Genomic DNA, 21246 nt, shown 5'->3' on the forward strand with positions numbered 1-21246 from the left:
AGGAGATGGCTTCCATCTCGGCGGTGGCGTTCAGCTTCATGGTGCACGAACCCAGCGGGATCATGGTGCGGTCCAGCGCCAGGTCCCGGTCGGAGAGCTTGCGGATGTAGCGCAGCAGCTGGGTTTCGGACCGGTGCGTGTTGAACACCGGGTGCTCCAGGTAACCGGACGTGCGCTCCAGTTCCGCTGCCAAGGCGAAGCTGCCGCCCTCGGCCACCGTGGCACCAAAGATGCCCGCGACGTCGGAGACGACGGCCGCCGTCGTGGTTTCATCCAGGGAAATGCCCACGGTGTCCGCGTCGATGGGGCGGAGATTGATGCCGCGCCCTGCAGCGTCGGCAATGATGCCGGCCGCGCGGCCGGGGACCCTAACGGTGACGGTGTCGAAGAAGCTATTGTGCAGGACTTCCACGCCGGCGGCTTCGAGGGACGCAGCAAGCGTGCGGGCGTGGCCGTGCACCGTCTCCGCAATGGCCTTCAGCCCGTCCGGGCCGTGGTAAACGGCGTACATGGAGGACACAATGGCAAGCAGCGCCTGGGCGGTGCAAATGTTGGAGGTGGCCTTCTCGCGGCGGATGTGCTGTTCACGGGTCTGCAGCGCAAGGCGGTAGGCCGGTGCGCCGGCGTCGTCCTTGGATACGCCCACGAGTCGTCCGGGCAGCGAACGCTCAAGGCCTTTGCGGACTGCCATGTAGGCGGCGTGCGGGCCGCCGAAGAACAGCGGGACGCCGAAGCGCTGGGTGGAACCAACCGCGATGTCCGCACCCTGCTCGCCCGGAGGAGTGATCAGGGTCAGGGCCAAAAGGTCCGCGGCCACTGTGACCAGCGCACCGCGTTCCTTCGCGGCGGCGATGACATCGGCTTGGTTGAAGACACGGCCTGAGGCTCCCGGCTGCTGCAGCACGATGCCGTTGATGTCACCCTCAGGCAGACCCGCGGAGAGGTCGGCGACCTCCACCTCGAAACCGAGCGCTTCGGCGCGGCCTTTCACGATGGCGATGGTCTGCGGCAGGACGTCAATGTCCAGGACGGTCTTGCCGTCGGCAGCCGGCTTGGCCTTATTGGCCCGGCGCATCAGCAGCACAGCCTCGGCCACTGCGGTGGCTTCATCGAGCAGGGAGGCGTTGGCGATCGGCAGGCCCACCAGGTCCTGGACCATGGTCTGGAAGTTCAGCAGTGCCTCCAGCCGGCCCTGGGAAATCTCGGGCTGGTACGGGGTGTAGGCCGTGTACCAGGCAGGAGCTTCGAGGATGTTGCGGCGGATCACGGCCGGGGTAACGGTGTCATAGTAGCCCTGGCCGATCAGCTGCACGGCGGTCTTGTTCTTGCCGGCCAGTCGGCGCAGCTCCGTCAGGACCTCAACCTCACTGAGCGCGTCCTGCAGCTTCAGGGCCGTTTCCTGGCGGATAACTTTGGGGACGGCAGTATCGACCAGGGAGTCAACACTGTCGTAGCCGACAGCCTTGAGCATGGCGTCGACGTGGTCCTGCCGGCGCGCGCCGATATGGCGGTCGACGAAAGTGGTGGAGGCTGAACTAACCGTCACGGGGGAACTCCAGATACTCAGGCGGCGCAGGGTACGCCACAGCGATTCGGGTCCCTCCCCGCTCTGTATTGGACCTGAGAGTTTCCGCGGCTCCTGCATGGACAGGACCCGCTTGCACCGTCGGTGAGCACAACGGTCCGGCATCCGATTACCCGGTGCCTGGACGGCCTGCTGCTTTCCAGAGGTGCCTCGCCGCGGCGGTACAGGGGCCTGCGAGATTCCTGGGGAGGATTTGCTCCTACGGCGCCTGCCGATGGTGTGGCAGGACTCTCCCGCCGCAGATCAAAGGCTATTCAGTTGGATGTGGACGTGGGACCGTCCGGTGACAACTCCCACAGCGCTTAATTCTCCTACGCTGCGGCCCCCGGGGCAAATGTCCGGCTACCGCCGGAGCCGCTCCAGTGCTGCCAGCAACTCGTCGACGTCCGCGGCCTCGCCGCCTGCGGGGACGGGGCCAATGGCCAGCATGGCGTTGAAGTACAGCCCGTCCCCCATGTACAGCACAGCTTTGGCCAGGGCAGGCCCAACGTCTGCCGCTATTTCATCCAGCCACCTCCGCTGGATGGCAGTGAACCGCCGGCGGGTCTCTTCATGCGCCACCTCCGAAAGCCTGGTTGCGGCGACGATGGCACGGTCCAGGGGCGTGTCTCCCCATACCGAGGACCGGATGAAGTAGGCGGCCGCGCCTTCCGGTGCTGCCGCCATAGCCTCGGCGTCTTCGCCGGCGTGCGCGTCCAATTGGTCCAGGAGCGCCTGGATCAGGGCTTCCTTGTTCGGAAAGTGGTAGAGGAGCCCGCCTTTGGAGACGCCGGCCTTCTTAGCCACAGCGTCCAGGGTGGCGGCGCGCTCCCCTACCTCGATGAGCAGGGCGACGAAGGCGTCAAGGACGGCTTCACGGGCGACTGGCTTTCGGGGCATGCCTTCCATCATGCCTTCCCGGGGTTCCGGGAGCTCAACTCAGCCACCGTTTCTTAACTGTACCGTCTGGACGGTATAGTTAATTCATGACCACTTCGACGCACCGCGCTGAACCACAGCTCCAGGGACCCGCCGCCCCACGGGCACCGTGGCGCGACTGGCTGGCCCTTGCGCTGCTGATGTTTCCCGTCCTCCTGGTGGCCGTGGACAACACGGCACTGACCTTCGCCCTGCCGGCCATCGCCCAGTCCTTGAACCCTTCCGGCGTGCAGTTGCTCTGGATTGTGGATGCCTACCCCCTGGTACTGGCGGGACTGCTGGTGTGCATGGGCAGCCTCGGCGACAGGATCGGCCGGCGGCGGCTGCTCCTCACGGGCAGCCTGGGCTTTGCCGCGCTCTCGGCAGCCACGGCATTCGCGCCAACGGCGGAATGGCTGATCGCCGGACGAGCCGCCCTGGGCTTCTTCGGCGCCATGCTGATGCCCTCAACCCTCTCCCTCATCCGCAACATCTTTGCGGAGCCCAACCGCCGCCGCCTGGCGGTGGCCATCTGGGCGGCCGGCTTTTCCGGCGGGGCTGCACTGGGGCCGATCTTCGGCGGCTGGCTGGTGGAGCACTACTGGTGGGGCGCAGTCTTCCTGGTCGCAGTGCCACTCATGCTGCCGCTGCTCGCCCTTGGCCCGGTACTGATCCCGGAATCCAGGAACCCCGAGCCCGGGAAGGTGGATATTCCCAGCATCGCACTGTCCTTGCTGGTGATGGTGCCGCTGGTCTACGGCATCAAGGAAGTTGCCACGGAAGGATTGTCCGGCACCGGCCTTGGCGCCATGGCCTTTGGCCTGGCCATGGCAGTGGTATTCGTCCGGCGTCAGCTCCGGCTGCCGCACCCCCTGCTGGACATGTCGCTTTTCCGCAACCGGGTATTCAGCATGGCCATCACCGCCAATATCCTGGCCCTGTTCTCCTTCAACGGATTCATCCTCTTCCTCGCCCAGCACCTGCAGCTACTGGAGGGCATGACGCCGTCCGCTGCGGGCGTGGCCATGATCCCGGCCCTGATTGCCACGGTGATGGCAGGCCTGGTGGTGGTGCCACTGGTCCGGAAGGTGCGGCCCGGCTTCGTGGTGGGCGCGGGCCTGGCGTTCAGCGCTGCGGGGTACAGCCTGGTGACGTTCGGGAACCACGACGGCGGACCCACACTGTTGCTGGCAGCCTTGCTGATCCTGGCGCTGGGCGTGGGGACTGCTGAGACCATTTCCAACGACCTCATCCTCGGTGCGGCGCCGGCGCACAAGTCAGGGGCCGCGGCGGCTATCTCGGAAACCGGGTACGAGGTGGGAGCATTGCTGGGGACGGCCGTCCTGGGCTCCATCCTCACAGCCTCCTACCAGCACAACCTGCACCTTCCGGCGGCCGTGGACAGCAACGCCACGGAAGCGGCCCGCCACAGCGCCGGCGAAACACTGGCCGGCGCCATGGACCTCGCGGCCGCACTGCCAACCCCGCTGGCCGATGCCGTCCGCCAGGCTGCGGCCACCGCCTTCGATTCCGGTGTGCATGTGACCGCGGCGATTGGGCTGGTCCTGATGGCCACTGCGGCCGTTTGCGCCGCCATCGTGCTTCGCAAAGTGCCCAAAGCCGCATAGCAGCACCACGGCACGCGGCACCGCAAGGGGCCTTAACGGCAAAGGCGCCCGGCGCCGGAGTTCAATCTCCGGTACCGGGCGCCTTCGTCGTGCAGTGGCGGCTGCCGGCTGCTACTTTTCGTCCGGGGCGGTGACGCTGGCGGTCGGCTTGAGCGTCTCTGCGCTCACCATCCAGGCGAACTGCTCCAGCTTGGCGATGAACTCGTGCAGCAGGTCTGCGCTGGTGGGATCTTCCTCATCCACCTCGTCATGGACCTTGCGCATGGTGCCCACTGCGGCCTCCATAGCAGCAACGATCCGCTCGATGGCGTCCTTGGTGCTGATCAGGCCCTCAGGAAACTCAGCCAGGGCAGTCGACTTCGACACGGTGGAGCTGCGGCCGTCGGGCAGTGCATGGAGGGCCCGCATGCGCTCGGCGGTGTCATCGGCGAACTGGCGCGCGGCGTCCACGATTTCGTCCAGCTGCAGGTGGAGGTCCCGGAAGTTGGTGCCCACAATATTCCAGTGCGCCTGCTTTCCCTGGATGTGCAGCTCAATCAGGTCAGCGAGTACGGCCTGAAGGTTGTTGGTCAGGGTCGGTGAAGCTTTCATGCGAGTCCTCCTCGATTGGTCCAGTAACTTCGAAGTTATCAGCGCCCGGGCCGCCCGGCATGGGACCGGGCGGATATTTCTCAGTGAGCTTACTAATATTGCCGCGCGGTCATAAACGAACGTGATTCATATTCCCTCTTGCGCGACGGCCGTCACACCTCCATACTAAATGAACGCCATTCATATAGTGACCCCGGTCATAAGCTTCCAGAAAGCGGTGCCATGACAGAAGCACTCCGCACCAGCTCCACCGCCGCGCAGGGCAATCATTTGCCCGGCAGCGGCGACATTTCCGCCAAGGGACTGAAGGGCGGGCAGCTGGGGCTCCTCGCCGTCGTCGTCCTTGGAATTTCCACAATTGCCCCCGCCTACACCCTGACCAGCGCACTGGGCCCCACCGTCAATGAAGCCGGACTCCAGCTGCCCGTGATTTTCCTGATCGGGTTCATCCCGATGATCCTGGTCTCGCTGGCCTACCGGGAACTCAACGCCGATTCACCGGACAGCGGCACCACTTTCACCTGGGTCAGCAAAGCCTTCGGACCGTGGGTCGGCTGGATGGGCGGCTGGGGCCTCCTGGCCGCCAACATCATCGTGTTGTCCAACCTCGCCGGCGTGGCCGTCGACTTTTTCTACCTTTTCCTGTCCCAGCTCACCGGCTCACCCGAACTGGCGGACCTGGCGGACAACAAAGCCCTGAACGTCCTGACCTGCCTGGTGTTCGTTGCCCTCGCCGTCTGGGTCAGCTATCGCGGCCTGCACACCACCAAAGTGGTGCAGTACGGCCTGGTGGGATTCCAGCTGCTGGTACTGGGACTGTTTGTCGCCATGGCCTTCGCCAACTGGTCCACCTCGGAGACCGCCATCCCCTTCAGCTGGGAATGGTTCGACGTCACCAGGATTGAGACCTTCGGCCAGGTGGCCGCCGGAATTTCACTCTCCATCTTCGTGTACTGGGGCTGGGACGTCTGCCTCACGGTGAATGAGGAAACAGCCAACGGCAAGAAAACGGCCGGTGTGGCCGGCACCCTGACGGCCGTCATCGTCCTGGCCATCTACCTGCTGGTCAGCATCGCCACCATGATGTTCGCCGGCGTCGGCGACACCGGCAACGGACTGAACAACGCAGAAAACCACGAGAACATCTTCACAGCGCTGGCCTCCCCCATCATGGGCCCGTTCGCCATCCTGATGTCCCTCGCCGTGCTCTCCAGCTCGGCCGCGTCCCTGCAGTCCACGTTCATGTCACCGTCCCGCAGCCTCCTGGCAATGGCCCACTACGGGGCCCTGCCTGAACCGTTCAGTCGCGTCAGCCGGAAGTTCGCGACGCCGGGCTTCGCCACCATCGCCGCCGGCGTCATGTCCGCGGGGTTCTACGCCGTGATGCATGTGGTCAGCGAGAACGTCCTTAATGACACCATCCTGGCCTTGGGCCTGATGATCTGCTTCTACTACGGACTGACGGCACTCGCCTGCGCCTGGTACTTCCGGCACAGCCTCTTCACCAGCGTCCGCCATTTCGTGTTGCGGCTGCTGTGCCCGGTGCTCGGCGGCGTGGGCCTCTTCGTCGTGTTCTTCCAGACTGCCGCGGACAGCCTGGCGCCCGAGTTCGGCAGCGGCTCCGAAGTCTTCGGCGTGGGACTGGTGTTCATCCTCGGCGTCGGCATCCTGGCGCTCGGGGCGGTGTTCATGCTGATCATGGCCCGGGTACGGCCCGGTTTCTTCCGCGGCGAAACGCTGCGGAAAGACACCCCGGCCCTGGTGGTCCCCGAGTAGGGGCGCCTGCCCAGAACAGGAAAGGTGCCGTTCCCCGTCAACGCGGGGGACGGCACCTTTCCTGTTTGACGACGGCGGCTGTCACCAGAAGTGCGCCACATCCACCACCAGCCGGGAGCCTGGGCCCGGCCCGTCCAGCGTAAAGACACGGAAGGGAAGCCGGGCGCGGACGCCGACGCCGAGTGTGCTCTGGCCCTCGAAGCTGCCTGCCCAAACCACCTGGCGGAAGGTTTGGTAGCCGGAGACGTTGGAGAGCTCATCCGGGTTGGCCGGGGTGTAGGTTGACGCGTAGTCGGCGTCGTAGGCCGGCGCCCGGACAACGACCTGCAGGCGGGCGCCGCCACTGGTAGGTATGGGCTTCCCCGAGCCCTCCTGGGCGATTTGCCCAACATAGCGGACGGAATAGCCGGGTACATCCCCCGCACCCAGGTCCACCACCAGCCGGTCGAAGCAGTAGTGCTGTCCGGTACGGACATTGGTGACGGGCGCGCTGCTCATGGAGCCGTCCGCCTTCATCAGCGAACCCCACGTGAGCCCGCAATACGAGGTGGTTGCCGAGGCTGGCCCCGGAACCAGTAACCCCAGTCCAACGGCCACAAGGATGGCCGTGAACCAGATGGAGAGTTTTTTCATTGTGGTGCCACCCAAGGAAGGAGCGATTTGGATAGCTCCAGATTAAGGCGGCGGGAACGGCGAAACGAGGCCTGTGTCCGCTTCGGGGCGGAACCGTTAACCTGCCGCCCGCCGCATTAAGGCCGGATAAAACAGGGGCCGTTTCGGGGCCCCGCTTAACCCGTTCGGCACCGTTCCTGCACCTGCCCGTTACCGCCCATAACGGTTGCCCGCGGGGTACAAAAAGCGCCGGTCACCCCCGTGGGGCGGCCGGCGCTGAAACCTGGTGGAAGCTCAGCCTTCGCAGTCGCGGCAGTACTTGAGGCCGTTCTTTTCCCGGGCAACCTGGGACCGGTGGCGGACCAAAAAGCACGAGGAGCACGTGAATTCATCGGACTGCTCCGGAACCACGACAACGGTCAGTTCCTCGTTGGACAGGTCCGCGCCGGGAAGGTCAATGCCTTCAGCGGTGTCGTTCTCTTCGACATCGATGACGGCGGTCTGTGCGTTGCCCCCGCGGGACGCCTGGAGGGCCTCAAGCGAGTCAGCCGGGGACTCTTCCTCCTGCTTGCGCGGAGCATCGTAATCGGTAGCCATAGCGTGTTCACTTTCGTTGCTGCACAGCGCCATTTCAGGCACCTCAGTGCAGCAGTTTAGGGCATGACCCCTTTACAGGCGCAATAGTGCGTCGAACCGGCCGGTCAGCTGGCGCCGGCAGTCCACTCATCGTGCCGTGCGCGGGCCTGGTCGGCGCCCACTGCCACGCCGCTCAGGGCAGGAAGCCAGCCCCAGCGGGATGCGTCCGCCATAGCGTCAGCGGCCTGTTCCGGGGAAGTGAAGGCGAAGGCTGCGGTAAACCACTGGCGGAACCTGCCGCGGATGCTATCTGTCATTCCTGAAACCTAGGTGCCGGATGTTGTGGGTGCGTTTCACCGGTATCTCCCGCAGGTAAACCATGGCGCCGGCAAAGCGGAGGTCCCCGGGCCGCCAAAGCAGGGTCCGGTCGCTATGGCGCGGTCGTCAGGTCCGTAGCGGTGTCCGCCGGCGAGCGCCGGCGCCGGCTCATCAGGATGAAGGGTGCGGCCAGCAGCTGCACGGCCCCGCTCACTGCGAGGGAGGCTGGGTAGCCGTACAGGTCCGCGGCCCGTCCCAGCAAGGGCTGCACCACCACTCCACCGCTGGAACCCATGAGGGAGTCGAAGCTGAGCACCGTTGCCCGCTGCTTGGAAGGGATCATGTCATTCAGGTACGCCTGGCGGACCGGGATACCTGCTGAACCCACCATCCCCCACAGCATGAGCAGCACCAGGGCAAGCCAGAACGTGGTGGTGAACAGCAAAGCCACGAGAATCAGTGCGCTGGCCACGTTGCTGGCAATCAGCACCGTGGTCCGCCGGTGGACCAGCTTCCTGACCCGCGGCGCCATCCATCCGCCCACCACGTCGGCCCCGGCCACGATGGCGGCGGCAAGTCCGGCCACGGCGTAGGCGCGGGGATCCCCGAAGAGCTGCAGCAGGTAGGGCTGCAGGGCGTAGAAGACGTAGATGCCCACGCCCTGCGTGAACGGGGCGGCCAGCATGATGTACCGGACGGGTGGGTGGCGGAGACCGCCGTCCACGGAGGCCTTGAGGACGGCGCGGGTGGCAGCGAGCGGGCGGGCCGACCGCTCAGGGGTGAATCCGACGTCGTGCATGAGCAGGAAGGCGACAACGAACATGGCCAGCAGCACTGCTACCCGCAGCAGGAAGGGAACGCCCAGGTTGGTGGCCTGCGCGATGACGCCGCCGGCCACGGATCCTGCCAGCATCGCGATGCCGGACACCATCTGGCCACGGCCCAGCACCGCCTCGAGGGTGCCGTCGTACCCGGAGAACTGCAGGGCGTCCACCAGCCAGGCTTCCACCGCGCCGGAGAAGAAGGTAAAACCCAGGCCGAGCAGCACGGAGACCGCGGCCCACCACCAGAACGGCGCCGAGTACTGCCACAGCAGGTAGTAGAGGAAGGTGGAACCGGCGAGGGTCACGGTTCCCAGGAGGAACGACGCGCGGCGGCCCCAGCTGTCCGCCACCACCCCGGTGGGGACCTCGAACAGCACCATGCCTGCGGTGAAGAAGGCGTTGGCGGCGAAGGCTTCCAGGTTGCTCAGGCCGGCGTCGAGCAGGAACAGCGTGTTGATCCCCCAGATGAAGGACGCCGCAAGGGTGTTGCCGAGCGTTAGCACCAGGTAGACGCCTTGGATCTTGCGTGCGGCCGGATTCATCATGGCCTGCCTCAGGTGGGGCTGAAGCCGGGGGGCACGGGGTCGTGGCGCAGGTAGCTGCGGCTGAACCGGCCCGTACCGGCTGTGAGGGCGCGGAGTTCGACGGCGTAGCGCAGCAGTTCCTGGTCCGGCACCTCGGCGCTGATGTCAGTGAGTCCCCCGCCCGACGACGTCGTGCCGGTCAGGCGGCCCCGGCGCCCGGAGAGGTCGCTCATGACGGGTCCCACATGCTCGTCCGCCACGGTGATGCTGACGGCTGAGACCGGCTCGAGGAGCTGGATCCGGCCTGCCGCGGCAGCCTCCCGCAGGGCGAGGGCGCCGGCAGCCTGGAAGGCGGCGTCGGACGAATCCACGCTGTGGGCCTTGCCGCCCACCAGCCGCACCCGCACGTCCACCACGGGGAACCCTGCGGATACGCCTTTCTCCATCTGGGAGCGGACCCCCTTCTCCACGGAAGGGATGAACGTCCCGGGGATGACCCCGCCCACCGTCTTGTCCACGAATTCGAAGCCGCCGCCCCGGTCCAGCGGCTCTACTTCGATGTCGCACACCGCATACTGCCCGTGTCCTCCGGATTGTTTGACGTGGCGTCCATGCCCGGTGGCCGGCCCCGCGAAGGTTTCCCGCAGTGGGGTCACCACATCCACGGCGTGCAGCTTCACGCCCTGCTCACGGAGCCTGTCCATGACGACGTCGGCATGAGCCTCCCCCATGCACCACAGGACCAGCTGGTGCGTTTCGGCGTTGCGTTCCACCCGCATGGTGGGGTCGCCGGCGGCAATTTTCCCCAAGCTCCGGGCCAGGGCATCCTCATCGCTGCGGGAATCGGCTTCCACTGCCACCGGAAGCAGCGGTTCGGGCATCTCCCAGGTGGCGAGCATGAGCGGATCGTCCCGGGATGAGATGGTGTCACCGGTTTCGGCGCTTCCCAGTTTGGCCAGGGCGCACAGGTCCCCCGCCACGCAGTACGGCACCGGCCGCAGGGTGGCGCCCAGCGGTGAGTACAGGTGCGTAACGCGTTCGTCGGTGTCGTGGTCCTGGTGCCCGCGGTCCGCCAGGCCGTGGCCACCAACGTGCACCGGCGAGTCCTCGCGCAGGGTTCCCGAGAACACCCGGACCAGGCAGATCCGGCCCAGGAAAGGATCGTTGGAAGTTCGCACCACTTCCGCGGCCAATGGCCCGGACGGGTCGCAGCCCAGAGACCTGCCGTGCAGGCCCTCCAGGTCTGTCGCCTCGGGAACGTCCGACTCGGTGGGCGGCGGGAACGCGCGCACCAGCATGTCCAGCAGTTCCGTCGTTCCCAGCCCGGTGACCGCGGAGGTGGGGATGACCGGATGGAACGAACCACGGGCGACGGCGGTCTCCAGGTCTTCGATGAGCACGCCGGTATCGATGTCCTCGCCGGACAGGTAGCGGTCCATCAGGGTTTCGTCTTCGCTTTCGGCGATGATTCCCTCAATGAGCTCTCCACGGGCATCGGCAGCAGCCGCCGCGTCATCGGCTGAAGCCTCCCGGGTGGCGGGGCTTTCCCCTGGGGCGTAGTCCGTGACCGTTCCGGACAGCAGTCCCAGCAGGCCGGTGCGTTCGCCGCCGGAACCGACCGGGACGTAGAGCGGGAGGACGCCATCGCCGAACGCTTTCCGGCACTCCCCGAGGGCGCCGTCGTAATCCGCCCTCGGGTGGTCCAGCCGGGTGATCACCACGGCACGCGGGAGCCTCCGGTGCGCGCACTCCGCCCACAGCGCAGTGGTGGTGGCGTCAATTCCGTCGACGGCGGAAACAACAAAAAGGGCGGCGTCCGCTGCGCGGAGGCCTGCCCGCATTTCCCCGATGAAATCGGGATAGCCGGGTGTGTCCAGCAAGTTGACCTTGGTCTCGTCCAGCAGGAGGGGCACCAGGGAAAGGGTGACGGACCGTTGCTGGTGGACCGCGGCGGGATCGGAATCGCCTACGGTTGTCCCCTCGGCTATGGAGCCTTTGCGGGTGATCATTCCGTTGGCGGCAAGGAGAGCTTCAATCAGCAGGGTCTTACCGGCTCCGGAGTGTCCGATCAGCGCGATGTTCCGGATGCTGCCCGGTTCCAGTGCCGCAATGCGGGCGGCAGAATCAGTTCGGCGTGGTTCGGCCGCATTCCGGCCACTTGCAGCCCTGGCCGTGTCTTTGGCGCTCTTCACCGACATGGGATCCTCCTGGCGTCTTTGCCGTGCAACCCGTCCTAGCGTGTCCTCAAATTCGACACCCTGGGAGGCATTAGGGCAAGGGCCTGGACGGCGCTACGGCCAAGGACGCCGCCTGCTGGTCCGTCCCTGCCGGAGCGACTATGACCTGGCCTTTCGCGTGGCGGCGTCGTTGGCCTTCTGCACCGCTTGGACAAGCTGCTTCTTGTCCATCCTGGAGCGGCCCTTCACGTCCAGTTTCCGTGCCAGTTCGTAGAGATGTTCCTTCGAGGCGTTGGCGTCCACGCCGCCCGCCGTCGGTGTGGAGGACCCGGCGCCCTGCTCTTCCGCCCGTTTGTCCGACGGCCCCTTTTTATCCTTGGCTTCCCAGTGGTCACCCACCTTCTCGTAGCTGTGCTTCAGGGACGCGTAGGCGGTACGCGCTGCCCGGCTTTCATCATCGTAGGACTCGATAGCAGAGTCGTACGTCTTGGCGAAGGTGTCCTGGGCTTTCTGGTCGGAACGCTGCAGGGTTGAGGGAAGCTCGTCCTTGCGGGCGTGGTCGTTCTTGCCGGTCTTCGGCATGGCAGCCATCCTCCATTCGTCAGCAGGCTGATCATTCGGATGGCACCAGCTTAACCCTGGAATGGGTGAGCCGGCGGGAGGAGGAAAAGGCGGGAGCCGGCGTCCCGGTAACAAGTGGAGCCCCCTGTCGGATTCGAACCGACGACCCCCGCTTTACAAGAGCGGTGCTCTGGCCAACTGAGCTAAGGAGGCAAGCCCTTGCGGGCGGCGCCTGACGGCGCCAGATAAGCGTAGCCCAAGTGCTGCCGGTGGTAAAAACGGCCGGCCCTTCGGTGTGGGACCTATGCACGCGGCCGGGAAGGAGGCAGCACGCCGGACCTTAACGCAGCCGGCCCGCTCCCGGATGTTCCGGGAGCGGGCCGACGGGAGGCTACACGGTTTTAGCCCTTCGCTGCGATGGCCGTCTGGATCTCGGCGTTGAGGTCGGAACTGCCGTCCCACTGCTTGCCGTCCACGAAGATGGTGGGCGTACCGGTGATACCGATGTTGGACGCGAGCTGGGTGGAGTACTTGACGTAGGGGCGGAATGTTTTGTCGTCAACGCAACTGTTGATGTCTGCACCGATGCCGCTTGCCAATGACTTGAGCTTGTCATCGGAGAGGCCGGCGCTGCCTTCGGCAGGCTGGTTGGCGAAGAGAAGGTCGACGTATTCCGCATACTTCTCCGGCGCCTTGTCCGCTACGCACGCCGCAGCATTGGCAGCGCGGGAGGAGTAGTTGGTGCTGGACTGGCGGTCCAGGAAACCCAGCGGCCGGTATTCCAGGCTGATCTTTCCTTCGTTGCGCAGGCCGGTGAGGGCCTCGTTGTAGGTGTCTTCGAAACGCTTGCACACCGGGCAGATGAAGTCGATGTAGGCCACAACCTTCACGGGCTGGCCGGCCTCGGCTTCCGCGCCCGGGGCAACAACGGGGTTCGGCTGCGTGTCCGGCTTGGCCGGTACCTTGGCCATGTCCACCGTTGCGGAGTCCGTTGATTTGACGCCGGTGTTGGCAACCAGCGTCACGCCGCCATTGGCGTTTCCGTTCGCAGGCACAGGTCCCTGGTCCGCGATGGGGGTGTTCTGCTTGATGCTGGTGGTGACCACCAGTCCCACGACCACCAGGATGGCGACGACAGCCGCCACAATGCCCCAGCCGATCAGAAGCTTGTTGCGCTTGTCCTTCTTCAGCTGGGCCTCACGGATCTGGCGCGCTTTTTCCCGCGCCTCCGCGGTTCGCTCAGCTTTCGACTTACGTACTTCGTTTCCGGGGCTCATGTGTTCCTTGGGTAGGTCGACGTGGAGGGACCACTTCGTGGCACTTCCACCATTTTAGGGGAGAAACCTGAGAGCTTGCCTCTTCAACTATCCGCCCGGGTTGACCAACGGACGAATAGCTTGGAAGATTCCGCCCGGCTAGGGTGGCTTAGAGGCACAAGCAACCCCAGGGGGCCGCAATGCAAACACCCGTCCAGGAAAAACCCGCCACAGCAGAGCCGTCAGGAAAGGCCGGATCCGGCCACGGCCAGGCTACTAAGTACGACTTCATGGTGGTCTCCAACAGGCTGCCCGTTGACCGGGTCGCCCCCGGCGACAGCGGCGACGACGGGTCCGGCTGGCGCCGCTCCCCCGGCGGCCTGGTGACCGCCCTGGCTCCGATGATGACCAAGACTGACGGAGCCTGGGTGGGCTGGCACGGCGCTCCCGACGAGACGGTGAAGCCGTTCAGCCATGGCGGCATGGACCTGGTTCCCGTCCAGCTCAGCACCGACGACGTCGAACTGTATTACGAGGGCTTCTCTAACGCGACACTGTGGCCGCTGTACCACGACGTCATCGCTCCGCCCGAGTTCCACCGCACCTGGTGGGATTCCTACCGCAGGGTTAACCAGCGGTTCGCGGACGCCGTCGTGCGCCACGCTGACAAGGGCGCCACCGTCTGGGTCCAGGATTACCAGCTGCAGCTGGTGCCACGCATGCTTCGCGAGGCACGGCCGGACCTCCGCATCGGGTTCTTCAACCACATTCCGTTTCCCCCGCCGGAGATCTTCGCCCAGTTGCCGTGGCGGCACGCCATCATCGACGGACTGCTCGGCGCCGACCTGGTGGGCTTCCAGCGGGTCAGCGACGCCGGCAACTTCATGCGCTCGGCCCGGCGCTTCCTTGGCGCCAGCGTCAAGCAGCAGCAGGTGCACGTCAAGGGCCACGACGGCCAGATCACCCACATTGCCCGTGCGCAGGCGTTTCCCATTTCCATCGACGTCAAGCAGATCACCGAACTTGCCGCCAGGCCGGACATCATCGAGCGGGCGCGGCAGATCCGCCAGGACCTGGGCAACCCGAAGACCATCCTCCTGGGCGTGGACCGGCTGGATTACACCAAGGGCATCCGGCACCGGCTGAAGGCCTTCGAGGAACTCCTGGCGGACGGCAGGCTGTCCGTGGGTGATGCGACGCTGATCCAGGTGGCTTCCCCCAGCCGGGAACGTGTTGAGCAGTACCGCCTGCTGCGCGAGGAAGTGGAAGGTACCGTGGGCCACATCAACGGCACCTACGACACCATCCAAAACACCGCCGTCCGCTACCTGCACCACAGCTACCCGGTGGAGGAAATGGTGGCCCTGTACCTGGCGGCCGACGTCATGCTGGTCACCGCCCTCAGGGACGGCATGAACCTGGTGGCCAAGGAATACGTCACCGCGCGCAACAATAACGACGGCGCCCTGGTTCTCAGCGAATTCGCCGGCGCGGCAGACCAGCTCAAGCAGGCGCTGCTCATCAACCCGCACGACATCGCCGGGCTCAAGAACACCATCATGAACGCCGTGGAGATGACTCCGCGCGAAGCCGGACGCCGCATGCGGGCCATGCGCAAGCAGATCCTGGAACACGATGTGGATCTGTGGTCGGCCGACTTCCTGCGCGCGCTGAACGAGAAGGTGGTCCGCGATGACTCCTGAACCAGGCACCGCAGCGCCGCTCTCCCTGACACCCGAACTAAGGGAAGCCGTCCGCAACATCGCCGCCACTGACCAGCTGCTGGTGGCCATGGACTTCGACGGCACCATGGCACCGATCGTGCCGCATGCCGGCGATGCACGGCCGCTTCCGCGCGCGGCCGCCGCTTTCGCCGGGCTCGCCGCGCTTCCACGTACGACGACGGCACTCATCTCGGGTCGCGCACTCGCCTCCCTGCGCGGCGTAGCCTCGCCGCCGGCCGAGTCGCTGCTCATCGGCAGCCACGGCGCGGAGGCCTGGCTGGGCCCGGGCTCTGCAGGACTCGAACTGGACGAAGGCCAGCGGACACTGCTGGCCGAGGTCCGGGGCATCCTCGCCGGGATCGCCGGGGAAGCACCCGGAACAATGCTCGAAGACAAGCCGGCCGGCGTGGTGCTGCACACGCGGCAGGCTGCGGACGACGTTGCCGAGGATGCTGTAGCCGCCGCACGCTCGCTGCTGGAGGACCGCGAGGGCGTGTTCCTGAAGAACGGCAAGCGGGTCCTTGAAACCTCCGTGGTGCACGCCTCCAAGGGTGAAGCTGTCGCGTTCCTCCGACAGGCTGCGGGAGCTACCGCTGTGCTGTTCGCGGGGGACGACACCACGGACGAAGACGCCTTCGCCCGCCTTGTACCGGGCGACGTCGGAGTCAAGGTAGGCCTGGACTTCACCCAGGCGCAGTACAGGGTGGAGGCTCCGATCCACGTGGCGGAGCTTCTTGAGGCGCTGCTCGCGGCGCGGAGCTCTGCCGTAGGCGGTGGGAACGGAAAACCTGCCGGCTAAGTCGCCGGCAATGCCTCCGGTGTGATGTTCGTAACATTTGCGATAAAAAGCGAAGGTTCTGCCATACTCTTTCTTGTGATGTGGCGCACAAGAACCGTGCGGCGTCACTCGATGCGCTCCGGTTCTGCCGGGACGCATCAAGCAACACAAAACTGAACAAACATGAACCATTCACAACGGATCGTCCGGCACGTACCTGCCGGTGAAGGGATTGATAACTGTGGCTACAGTTACTTTTGATAACGCTACGCGTCTGTACCCGGGCACAGATAAGCCCGCCGTCGATAAGCTCAACATCGACATCGCCGATGGCGAATTCCTGGTCCTCGTTGGACCCTCCGGTTGCGGTAAGTCCACCTCCCTGCGCATGCTCGCGGGCCTTGAGGACGTCAACGCCGGACGCATCCTGATCGGTGACCGCGACGTCACCGATGTCCCCCCGAAGGACCGCGACATCGCGATGGTCTTCCAGAACTACGCCCTGTACCCGCACATGACCGTTGCGGACAACATGGGCTTCGCACTGAAGATCGCCGGCGTTTCCAAGGAAGAGCGCGCAGAGCGTGTCCGCGAAGCCGCCAAGCTCCTCGACCTCGAGCAGTACCTGGACCGCAAGCCGAAGGCACTCTCCGGCGGTCAGCGCCAGCGTGTTGCCATGGGCCGTGCAATCGTCCGTAACCCGCAGGTCTTCCTCATGGATGAGCCGCTGTCCAACCTTGACGCCAAGCTCCGCGTCCAGACCCGCACGCAGATCGCCTCCCTGACCCGCCGCCTGGGCGTCACCACGGTCTACGTGACCCACGACCAGGTCGAGGCCATGACCATGGGTGACCGCGTTGCAGTCCTCAAGGACGGCCTGCTGCAGCAGGTGGACACCCCGCGCAACCTGTACGACCGCCCGAAGAACGTCTTCGTTGCCGGCTTCATTGGCTCCCCCGCCATGAACCTGCTGGAACTTCCCGTTGTCGACGGCGGCGTACAGTTCGGTGGCACCGTGTACCCCGTGCCGCGCGACGTCCTCGAAGAAGCACACGGCTCCACCGTCACGGTCGGAAGCCGCCCTGAAGACCTCGAGACCGCACCCCACGGTGAGGGCCTTAAGGTCGAGGTCGACGTCGTCGAAGAGCTCGGCGCCGACGCCTACGTCTACGGCCACACCAACCTCGACGGCAAGGACCACGACATCGTGGCACGCGTCGACGGCCGCCGCCCTCCGATGAAGGGTGAGTCCATCTACGTCCGTCCGCAGTCGGGCCACGTGCACCTGTTCGACACCAAGACCGGCCTGCGCCTGGGCGACTGATCACATAGCCACGGTGGTTGAGGTGGTCGAACCCGCCGAAACCACGTCCGGTGGTTGAGCCTGCCGAAACCACGACGGCGGTCCGCACCTTTCCCTTAGGTGCGGACCGCCGTCGGCCGTTAACCGTCCCGGGGGAAGGATTAGCCGGGCACGCCCGCTTACGGAAGAATTGAGTCCATGACCGAGGAACACAGCGCCCAGTGGCACGACGAACCCACCGACTACGGGCAGATCGGGAAACTGCCGCGGTTTACCGCCGCCAGCGCCGATGACAACAAGGCAGCCTCGGTCGCAAGCTCGCTGAACATTACCGCGGCGGCCGCCGATCCCGAACTTCTTGACCTGCCATGGCACATCGCACTGGAGGACTGGCCGGCAGAGAACCTCGCTGCCCTCCCCCGGGGTATTTCCCGCCACATTGTGCGCTTTGCACACCTGGGCGGATCGGTGATCGCCATCAAGGAGACCTCCGAGCATGTTGCGCGCCATGAGTACCACATGCTGCGGAAGCTGGCCCGGCTGGACGTGCCCTGCGTGGAGCCGGTTGCGGTCATCACCGGCCGGACCACCCTGGATGGCCGTCCACTCAACCCTGTGCTGGTCACTCGGCACCTGAAGTTTTCGATGCCTTACCGCGCGCTGTTCTCGCAGATGCTGCGCAAGGACACCCTGACGCGCCTCATTGATGCCCAGGCCCTGCTGCTGGTCAGGTTGCACCTCATCGGCTTCTACTGGGGTGACGTCTCACTGTCCAACACCCTGTTCCGGCGCGATGCTGGAGCCTTTGCCGCCTATTTGGTCGACGCGGAGACGGGCGAGCTGTATCCGGACCTCTCCCTCGGCCAGAGGGAATACGATCTGGAAATTGCCCGGGTCAATATTGCCGGCGAACTCATGGATCTGCTGGACGGCGGCCTGATCGAGGAGAAGGTGGACCCCGTGGCCACCAGCGAACTGATCATGGACAGTTACCGGCGCCTCTGGGCGGAGCTGACAGAGAAGGAATCCTTTGAACTCGGGGAACGCTGGCGGGTGGGCGCGCGTATCCGCAGGCTGAACGAACTCGGCTTCGACGTCGAAGAATACGCCATCAAGACCACCCAGAACGGTTCCACCATCCAGCTGCAGCCCAAGGTGGTGGACGCCGGGCACCATCAGCGCAGGCTCCTGCGGCTGACCGGCCTGGATGCACAGGAAAATCAGGCCCGCCGCCTCCTGAACGACATGGATTCGTTCCGGGCAGACAACAACCCGGAGATGGATGAGGAGTACAGCGCACACCTCTGGGTGAGCCAGATCTTCGAACCGATCGTCCGCTCCATCCCGCGTGACCTGTCCGGGAAGCTGGAACCCGCAGAAGCCGTGCATGAAGTCCTGGAGCACCGCTGGTACATGTCGGAGAAGCAGGAACGCCACATCCCGCTGGCCGAGGCCGTCCAGTCGTACATCGACTCGATCCTCCGGCACCGCCGTGACGAGGCAGCCATCATGCTGAATCCGGACACCGAGCTCCTGAAGATCCTTGAGGTGGAAACCGAAGAATCCCGCTATGGCAGCGACGAGTCCGCTGACGAGTACCCGGATTCGGACGACTAGCCCCTAGATGGCCTTCCCGGGGTTCAGGATTCCGGCGGGGTCGAACAGGTCCTTGATCCGCCGCTGAATCTCACGGACAGGTTCCGGCTGCTCCTGGCCGAGCCAGCGCAGCTTGTATTGGCCCACCCCGTGCTCGCCGGTGATAGTGCCGCCCATGGCAAGTGCCGCGGTGATGGAGTCATCCAGGGCGCGCTGGAGCCGTTCCATGGCCTCCGGGTCAACCACGGTATCCTGGCGCTCGACCCAAAATGTGGGATGCAGGTTGCCATCACCGGCGTGGGCCACCACCTTCAGCTTCACCTGGTGTTCGGCCGCCATGGATTCCAACGCGGCCACATAGTCCACCAAGCGCGAGCGGGGCACGGCCACGTCCTCGCCCACCCGGTACTCATCATCAACTTCGGAGCCCCGGCTGTGCCGGCGCAGCTCCACCAGGCGCTCCGCCTCGGCGCTGGCTTCCGTCGTGACGGTGGCTCCGCCGGCACGGAGCACCCCGCGAACCACCTCCGCTTCAGCGGCCGCACCGAAACCGTCGGTCTGCACCAGGAGGAGCGAGCGTCCCCGGGCAGTAAGGTCCGAGCCGTGGAGCTCGTCCAGCTGGGCCAGCGTCCCGCCGTCGAGCAGTTCCATGATGGCAGGCTGGACCCGGGCCCTGCCCACCGCCAGGACGCCGGCGGCGGCTGCGCGGAAGCCGGGGTAGAAGGCGGCGATGGTTTGAACGTCGCGGGGAAGGTATTTCAACCTTACGGTAATGCCCACAACGATGCCCAGCGTGCCTTCGGATCCCACGAACAGCCCGGTGAGGTCGTAGCCTGCAACGCCTTTAAAGGTCTGGTGGCCCGTGTGGATCAGGGAACCGTCAGCAAGCACCACGTCCAGGGCAAGGACTGAGTCCCGGGTGACCCCGTATTTGGCGCAGCGCAGTCCACCGGCGTTGGTGGCTACGTTGCCGCCTATGGTGGAGGTGCGGAAGCTGGCCGGGTCAGGGGCGTACATGAGGCCGTGCGCGGCCACGGCCTCATTCAGCGCGGCATTCACCACGCCAGGTTCTACGGTTGCCGTCTCATCGTCGGGGTTGATGGACAGGATTCGGTCCATGCGTTCAAGGGAGAGGACAACGCTGTTTTTGGTGGCATGCGCGCCGCCGGAGACTCCGGTCCCCGCGCCACGGGGCACCACGGCGATCCCGGCCGCCGCACAGGCGCGTATCACCGACTGCACGTCTGCCACAGACTCTGGGAAAACCACAGCCAACGGAAGCTGGAAGTCGGTAACCGGCGCCTGGTCCACCGCATAACGGAGGAGATCCGCGTCCGCCGTGACAACTTGTCCGGCTCCGACGCTTTCCATCAATGCGTCCAGTACGTCCACCATCAAGCCTCCAACTGTCTCCGCCTTTTGCTTCTCCAGTGTAGGGGCGCTGGCGAACGCCGGTTATTCGGCTCCCATGAAGCGGGCAAAGCGCGCGAGAATGCCCGGCCAGTCGGAGGTGTACTGGGCCCGTGCGGCAGCAGGATCCTCGGCGCCCTCCCATCCGTCGTGGAGCACGCGCACCTCGGTTCCGGCATCCACCGGCTGGAACACCACGCGCAGCTCCGTGGACCAGAGGGCAGTTGTTCCCGGATGCCACGTGGCGTGGAAGGAGAACGGGGGCTGCCAGTCGTCCAGGGTGCCCCAGATGCTTGTCCGGCCGTCGTCCGCCGTCTCAAGGATCAGGTTCTCTTCGAACTCCACGTAGGAGCCGGCCCCATAGATGCCGTGTTCCGCGAGTGGCCACCAAAGGTGGGTGTGGTCGGTAAAACCGGCGAAAGCGTGGGCCACCCCACCGGGAACCACTACCGAGCTGACTACGGGGTCCAGCACCTCAGAAGAGGCGTCCCCGCTGTTCCCGTCCGGTTCCTGGCTGTGGCTGAAGAGGCTGCTCATGCTGACCAACTTTACGCTGAACAGGGACCCGTCCCCCACCGCCGTTGCCCCGGTCGTCGCCGCTTCCCCTTCGCCGCGTGCTCGGATGTGGGGGTCTCGTGGCCCGTTGCTCTATCAGTTTTGGTTCCTAACAGGGGGTGTTAGGTGCGTTATGTGATGGGGCATCCGTGGGGTGTGGCCTGGGGTGAGCGGGGCTGTTCGGGTTCTGGCGGATGCCGCCCCGCCAGAGCCGGCGGTGTGTTGCTCTATCAGTTTTGGTTCCTGACAGGGGGTGTTAGGTGCGTTATGTGATGGGGCATCTGTGGGGGTGGCTTATCACCTGGGCCTGATCACCGCTGTTGCTCTATCAGATATCGCATCTAACAGGGGGTGTTAGGGACGTTTACTGATGGGGCATCCGCGGGGGCGTCCCTGGTCTGGCGCAGCTGTGTGTGGTGGTTAAAGTCGTAGGGCCCTGACGTTCCTTTGTCAGGGCCCTACGTAATTTATGTCCGGCGGTGTCCTACTCTCCCACACCCTCCCGGGTGCAGTACCATCGGCGCTGTGGGTCTTAGCTTCCGGGTTCGGAATGGG

The 21246-nt window shown here is 65.4% G+C and carries 18 protein-coding genes, 1 tRNA gene, 1 rRNA gene and 1 riboswitch; of the genes, 6 read left to right on the forward strand and 14 right to left on the reverse strand.

Features of this window, described 5'->3' with window-relative positions:
- Together UC32_RS19410 and UC32_RS19415 are read right to left on the reverse strand one after the other, a co-directional pair.
- The coding region (locus UC32_RS19410) for a glycine dehydrogenase (protein ID WP_045732813.1) at positions 1–1546 on the reverse strand (1546 nt) is incomplete at its 3' end.
- Between the two features lie 188 nt (positions 1547–1734).
- Positions 1735–1831: riboswitch (glycine riboswitch) on the reverse strand.
- A gap of 96 nt (positions 1832–1927) precedes the next feature.
- A complete protein-coding gene (locus UC32_RS19415) occupies positions 1928–2464 on the reverse strand; it encodes a TetR/AcrR family transcriptional regulator (protein WP_045732829.1) in 537 nt (178 codons plus the stop codon).
- A gap of 86 nt (positions 2465–2550) precedes the next feature.
- Here UC32_RS19415 and UC32_RS19420 point away from each other — a divergent pair, with 86 nt between their 5' ends.
- Positions 2551–4110, forward strand: coding sequence for an MFS transporter (locus UC32_RS19420; protein ID WP_045732814.1), 1560 nt, complete (start codon positions 2551–2553; stop codon positions 4108–4110).
- Between the two features lie 111 nt (positions 4111–4221).
- On the opposite strand, the gene UC32_RS19425 is transcribed toward UC32_RS19420, so the two are convergent.
- On the reverse strand, positions 4222–4701 hold the full coding sequence (locus tag UC32_RS19425; RefSeq protein ID WP_045732815.1) for a Dps family protein: 480 nt from the start codon (positions 4699–4701) through the stop codon (positions 4222–4224).
- A gap of 222 nt (positions 4702–4923) precedes the next feature.
- Between UC32_RS19425 and UC32_RS19430 the strand changes: the two genes are divergently transcribed.
- The gene (locus tag UC32_RS19430) at positions 4924–6477 is read left to right on the forward strand and encodes an APC family permease (RefSeq protein ID WP_045732816.1); all 1554 of its coding nucleotides are present in this window, start codon (positions 4924–4926) and stop codon (positions 6475–6477) included.
- A gap of 81 nt (positions 6478–6558) precedes the next feature.
- Here UC32_RS19430 and UC32_RS19435 read toward each other — a convergent pair whose 3' ends face one another.
- From UC32_RS19435 to UC32_RS19470, 8 genes are all read right to left on the reverse strand, one after another.
- A complete protein-coding gene (locus UC32_RS19435) occupies positions 6559–7110 on the reverse strand; it encodes an AMIN-like domain-containing (lipo)protein (protein WP_045732817.1) in 552 nt (183 codons plus the stop codon).
- Between the two features lie 273 nt (positions 7111–7383).
- Positions 7384–7686 (reverse strand): DUF4193 domain-containing protein, encoded by a 303-nt coding sequence (locus tag UC32_RS19440; RefSeq protein ID WP_045732818.1) that lies wholly within the window; start codon positions 7684–7686, stop codon positions 7384–7386.
- 104 nt (positions 7687–7790) lie between these two features.
- Complete coding sequence (locus UC32_RS19445) at positions 7791–7982, reverse strand: hypothetical protein (protein ID WP_045732819.1); 192 nt, start codon at positions 7980–7982, stop codon at positions 7791–7793.
- Positions 7983–8095: 113 nt separating this feature from the next.
- Positions 8096–9349 (reverse strand): MFS transporter, encoded by a 1254-nt coding sequence (locus UC32_RS19450; protein ID WP_045732820.1) that lies wholly within the window; start codon positions 9347–9349, stop codon positions 8096–8098.
- A gap of 11 nt (positions 9350–9360) precedes the next feature.
- A complete protein-coding gene (locus tag UC32_RS19455) occupies positions 9361–11529 on the reverse strand; it encodes an elongation factor G-like protein EF-G2 (RefSeq protein WP_045732821.1) in 2169 nt (722 codons plus the stop codon).
- A gap of 138 nt (positions 11530–11667) precedes the next feature.
- Positions 11668–12090 carry a ChaB family protein gene (locus tag UC32_RS19460; protein WP_045732822.1) on the reverse strand — a complete coding sequence of 141 codons (423 nt, stop codon included), beginning with the start codon at positions 12088–12090 and terminating at the stop codon, positions 11668–11670.
- A gap of 115 nt (positions 12091–12205) precedes the next feature.
- A tRNA-Thr gene (locus tag UC32_RS19465) sits at positions 12206–12282 on the reverse strand.
- Between the two features lie 188 nt (positions 12283–12470).
- Positions 12471–13346 carry a DsbA family protein gene (locus UC32_RS19470; RefSeq protein WP_045732823.1) on the reverse strand — a complete coding sequence of 292 codons (876 nt, stop codon included), beginning with the start codon at positions 13344–13346 and terminating at the stop codon, positions 12471–12473.
- 179 nt (positions 13347–13525) lie between these two features.
- Here UC32_RS19470 and UC32_RS19475 point away from each other — a divergent pair, with 179 nt between their 5' ends.
- The 4 genes from UC32_RS19475 to UC32_RS19490 all read left to right on the forward strand — a co-directional run bounded on the left by UC32_RS19475 (position 13526) and on the right by UC32_RS19490 (position 18747).
- Positions 13526–15028, forward strand: coding sequence for an alpha,alpha-trehalose-phosphate synthase (UDP-forming) (locus UC32_RS19475; RefSeq protein ID WP_045732824.1), 1503 nt, complete (start codon positions 13526–13528; stop codon positions 15026–15028).
- On the forward strand, positions 15018–15848 hold the full coding sequence (gene otsB, locus UC32_RS19480; protein WP_045732825.1) for a trehalose-phosphatase: 831 nt from the start codon (positions 15018–15020) through the stop codon (positions 15846–15848). The genes UC32_RS19475 and otsB overlap by 11 nt, the downstream gene beginning before the upstream one ends.
- A 220-nt stretch (positions 15849–16068) precedes the next feature.
- Positions 16069–17151, forward strand: a complete 1083-nt coding sequence (locus UC32_RS19485) for an ABC transporter ATP-binding protein (RefSeq protein WP_045732826.1) — start codon at positions 16069–16071, stop codon at positions 17149–17151.
- A 177-nt stretch (positions 17152–17328) separates the two neighbouring features.
- Positions 17329–18747 carry a DUF4032 domain-containing protein gene (locus UC32_RS19490; protein WP_045732827.1) on the forward strand — a complete coding sequence of 473 codons (1419 nt, stop codon included), beginning with the start codon at positions 17329–17331 and terminating at the stop codon, positions 18745–18747.
- Positions 18748–18750: 3 nt separating this feature from the next.
- Here the strand turns inward: UC32_RS19490 and UC32_RS19495 are convergent, their stop codons facing one another.
- From UC32_RS19495 to rrf, 3 genes are all read right to left on the reverse strand, one after another.
- Positions 18751–20121, reverse strand: coding sequence for an FAD-binding oxidoreductase (locus tag UC32_RS19495; RefSeq protein WP_045732828.1), 1371 nt, complete (start codon positions 20119–20121; stop codon positions 18751–18753).
- Positions 20122–20181: 60 nt separating this feature from the next.
- Positions 20182–20673 (reverse strand): SRPBCC family protein, encoded by a 492-nt coding sequence (locus UC32_RS19500; RefSeq protein WP_045732830.1) that lies wholly within the window; start codon positions 20671–20673, stop codon positions 20182–20184.
- Between the two features lie 489 nt (positions 20674–21162).
- Positions 21163–21246, reverse strand: a 5S ribosomal RNA gene (gene rrf, locus UC32_RS20130); the annotation flags it as partial.

It is taken from the genome of Pseudarthrobacter chlorophenolicus (assembly GCF_000962805.1).
GTDB lineage: Bacteria > Actinomycetota > Actinomycetes > Actinomycetales > Micrococcaceae > Arthrobacter > Arthrobacter chlorophenolicus_A.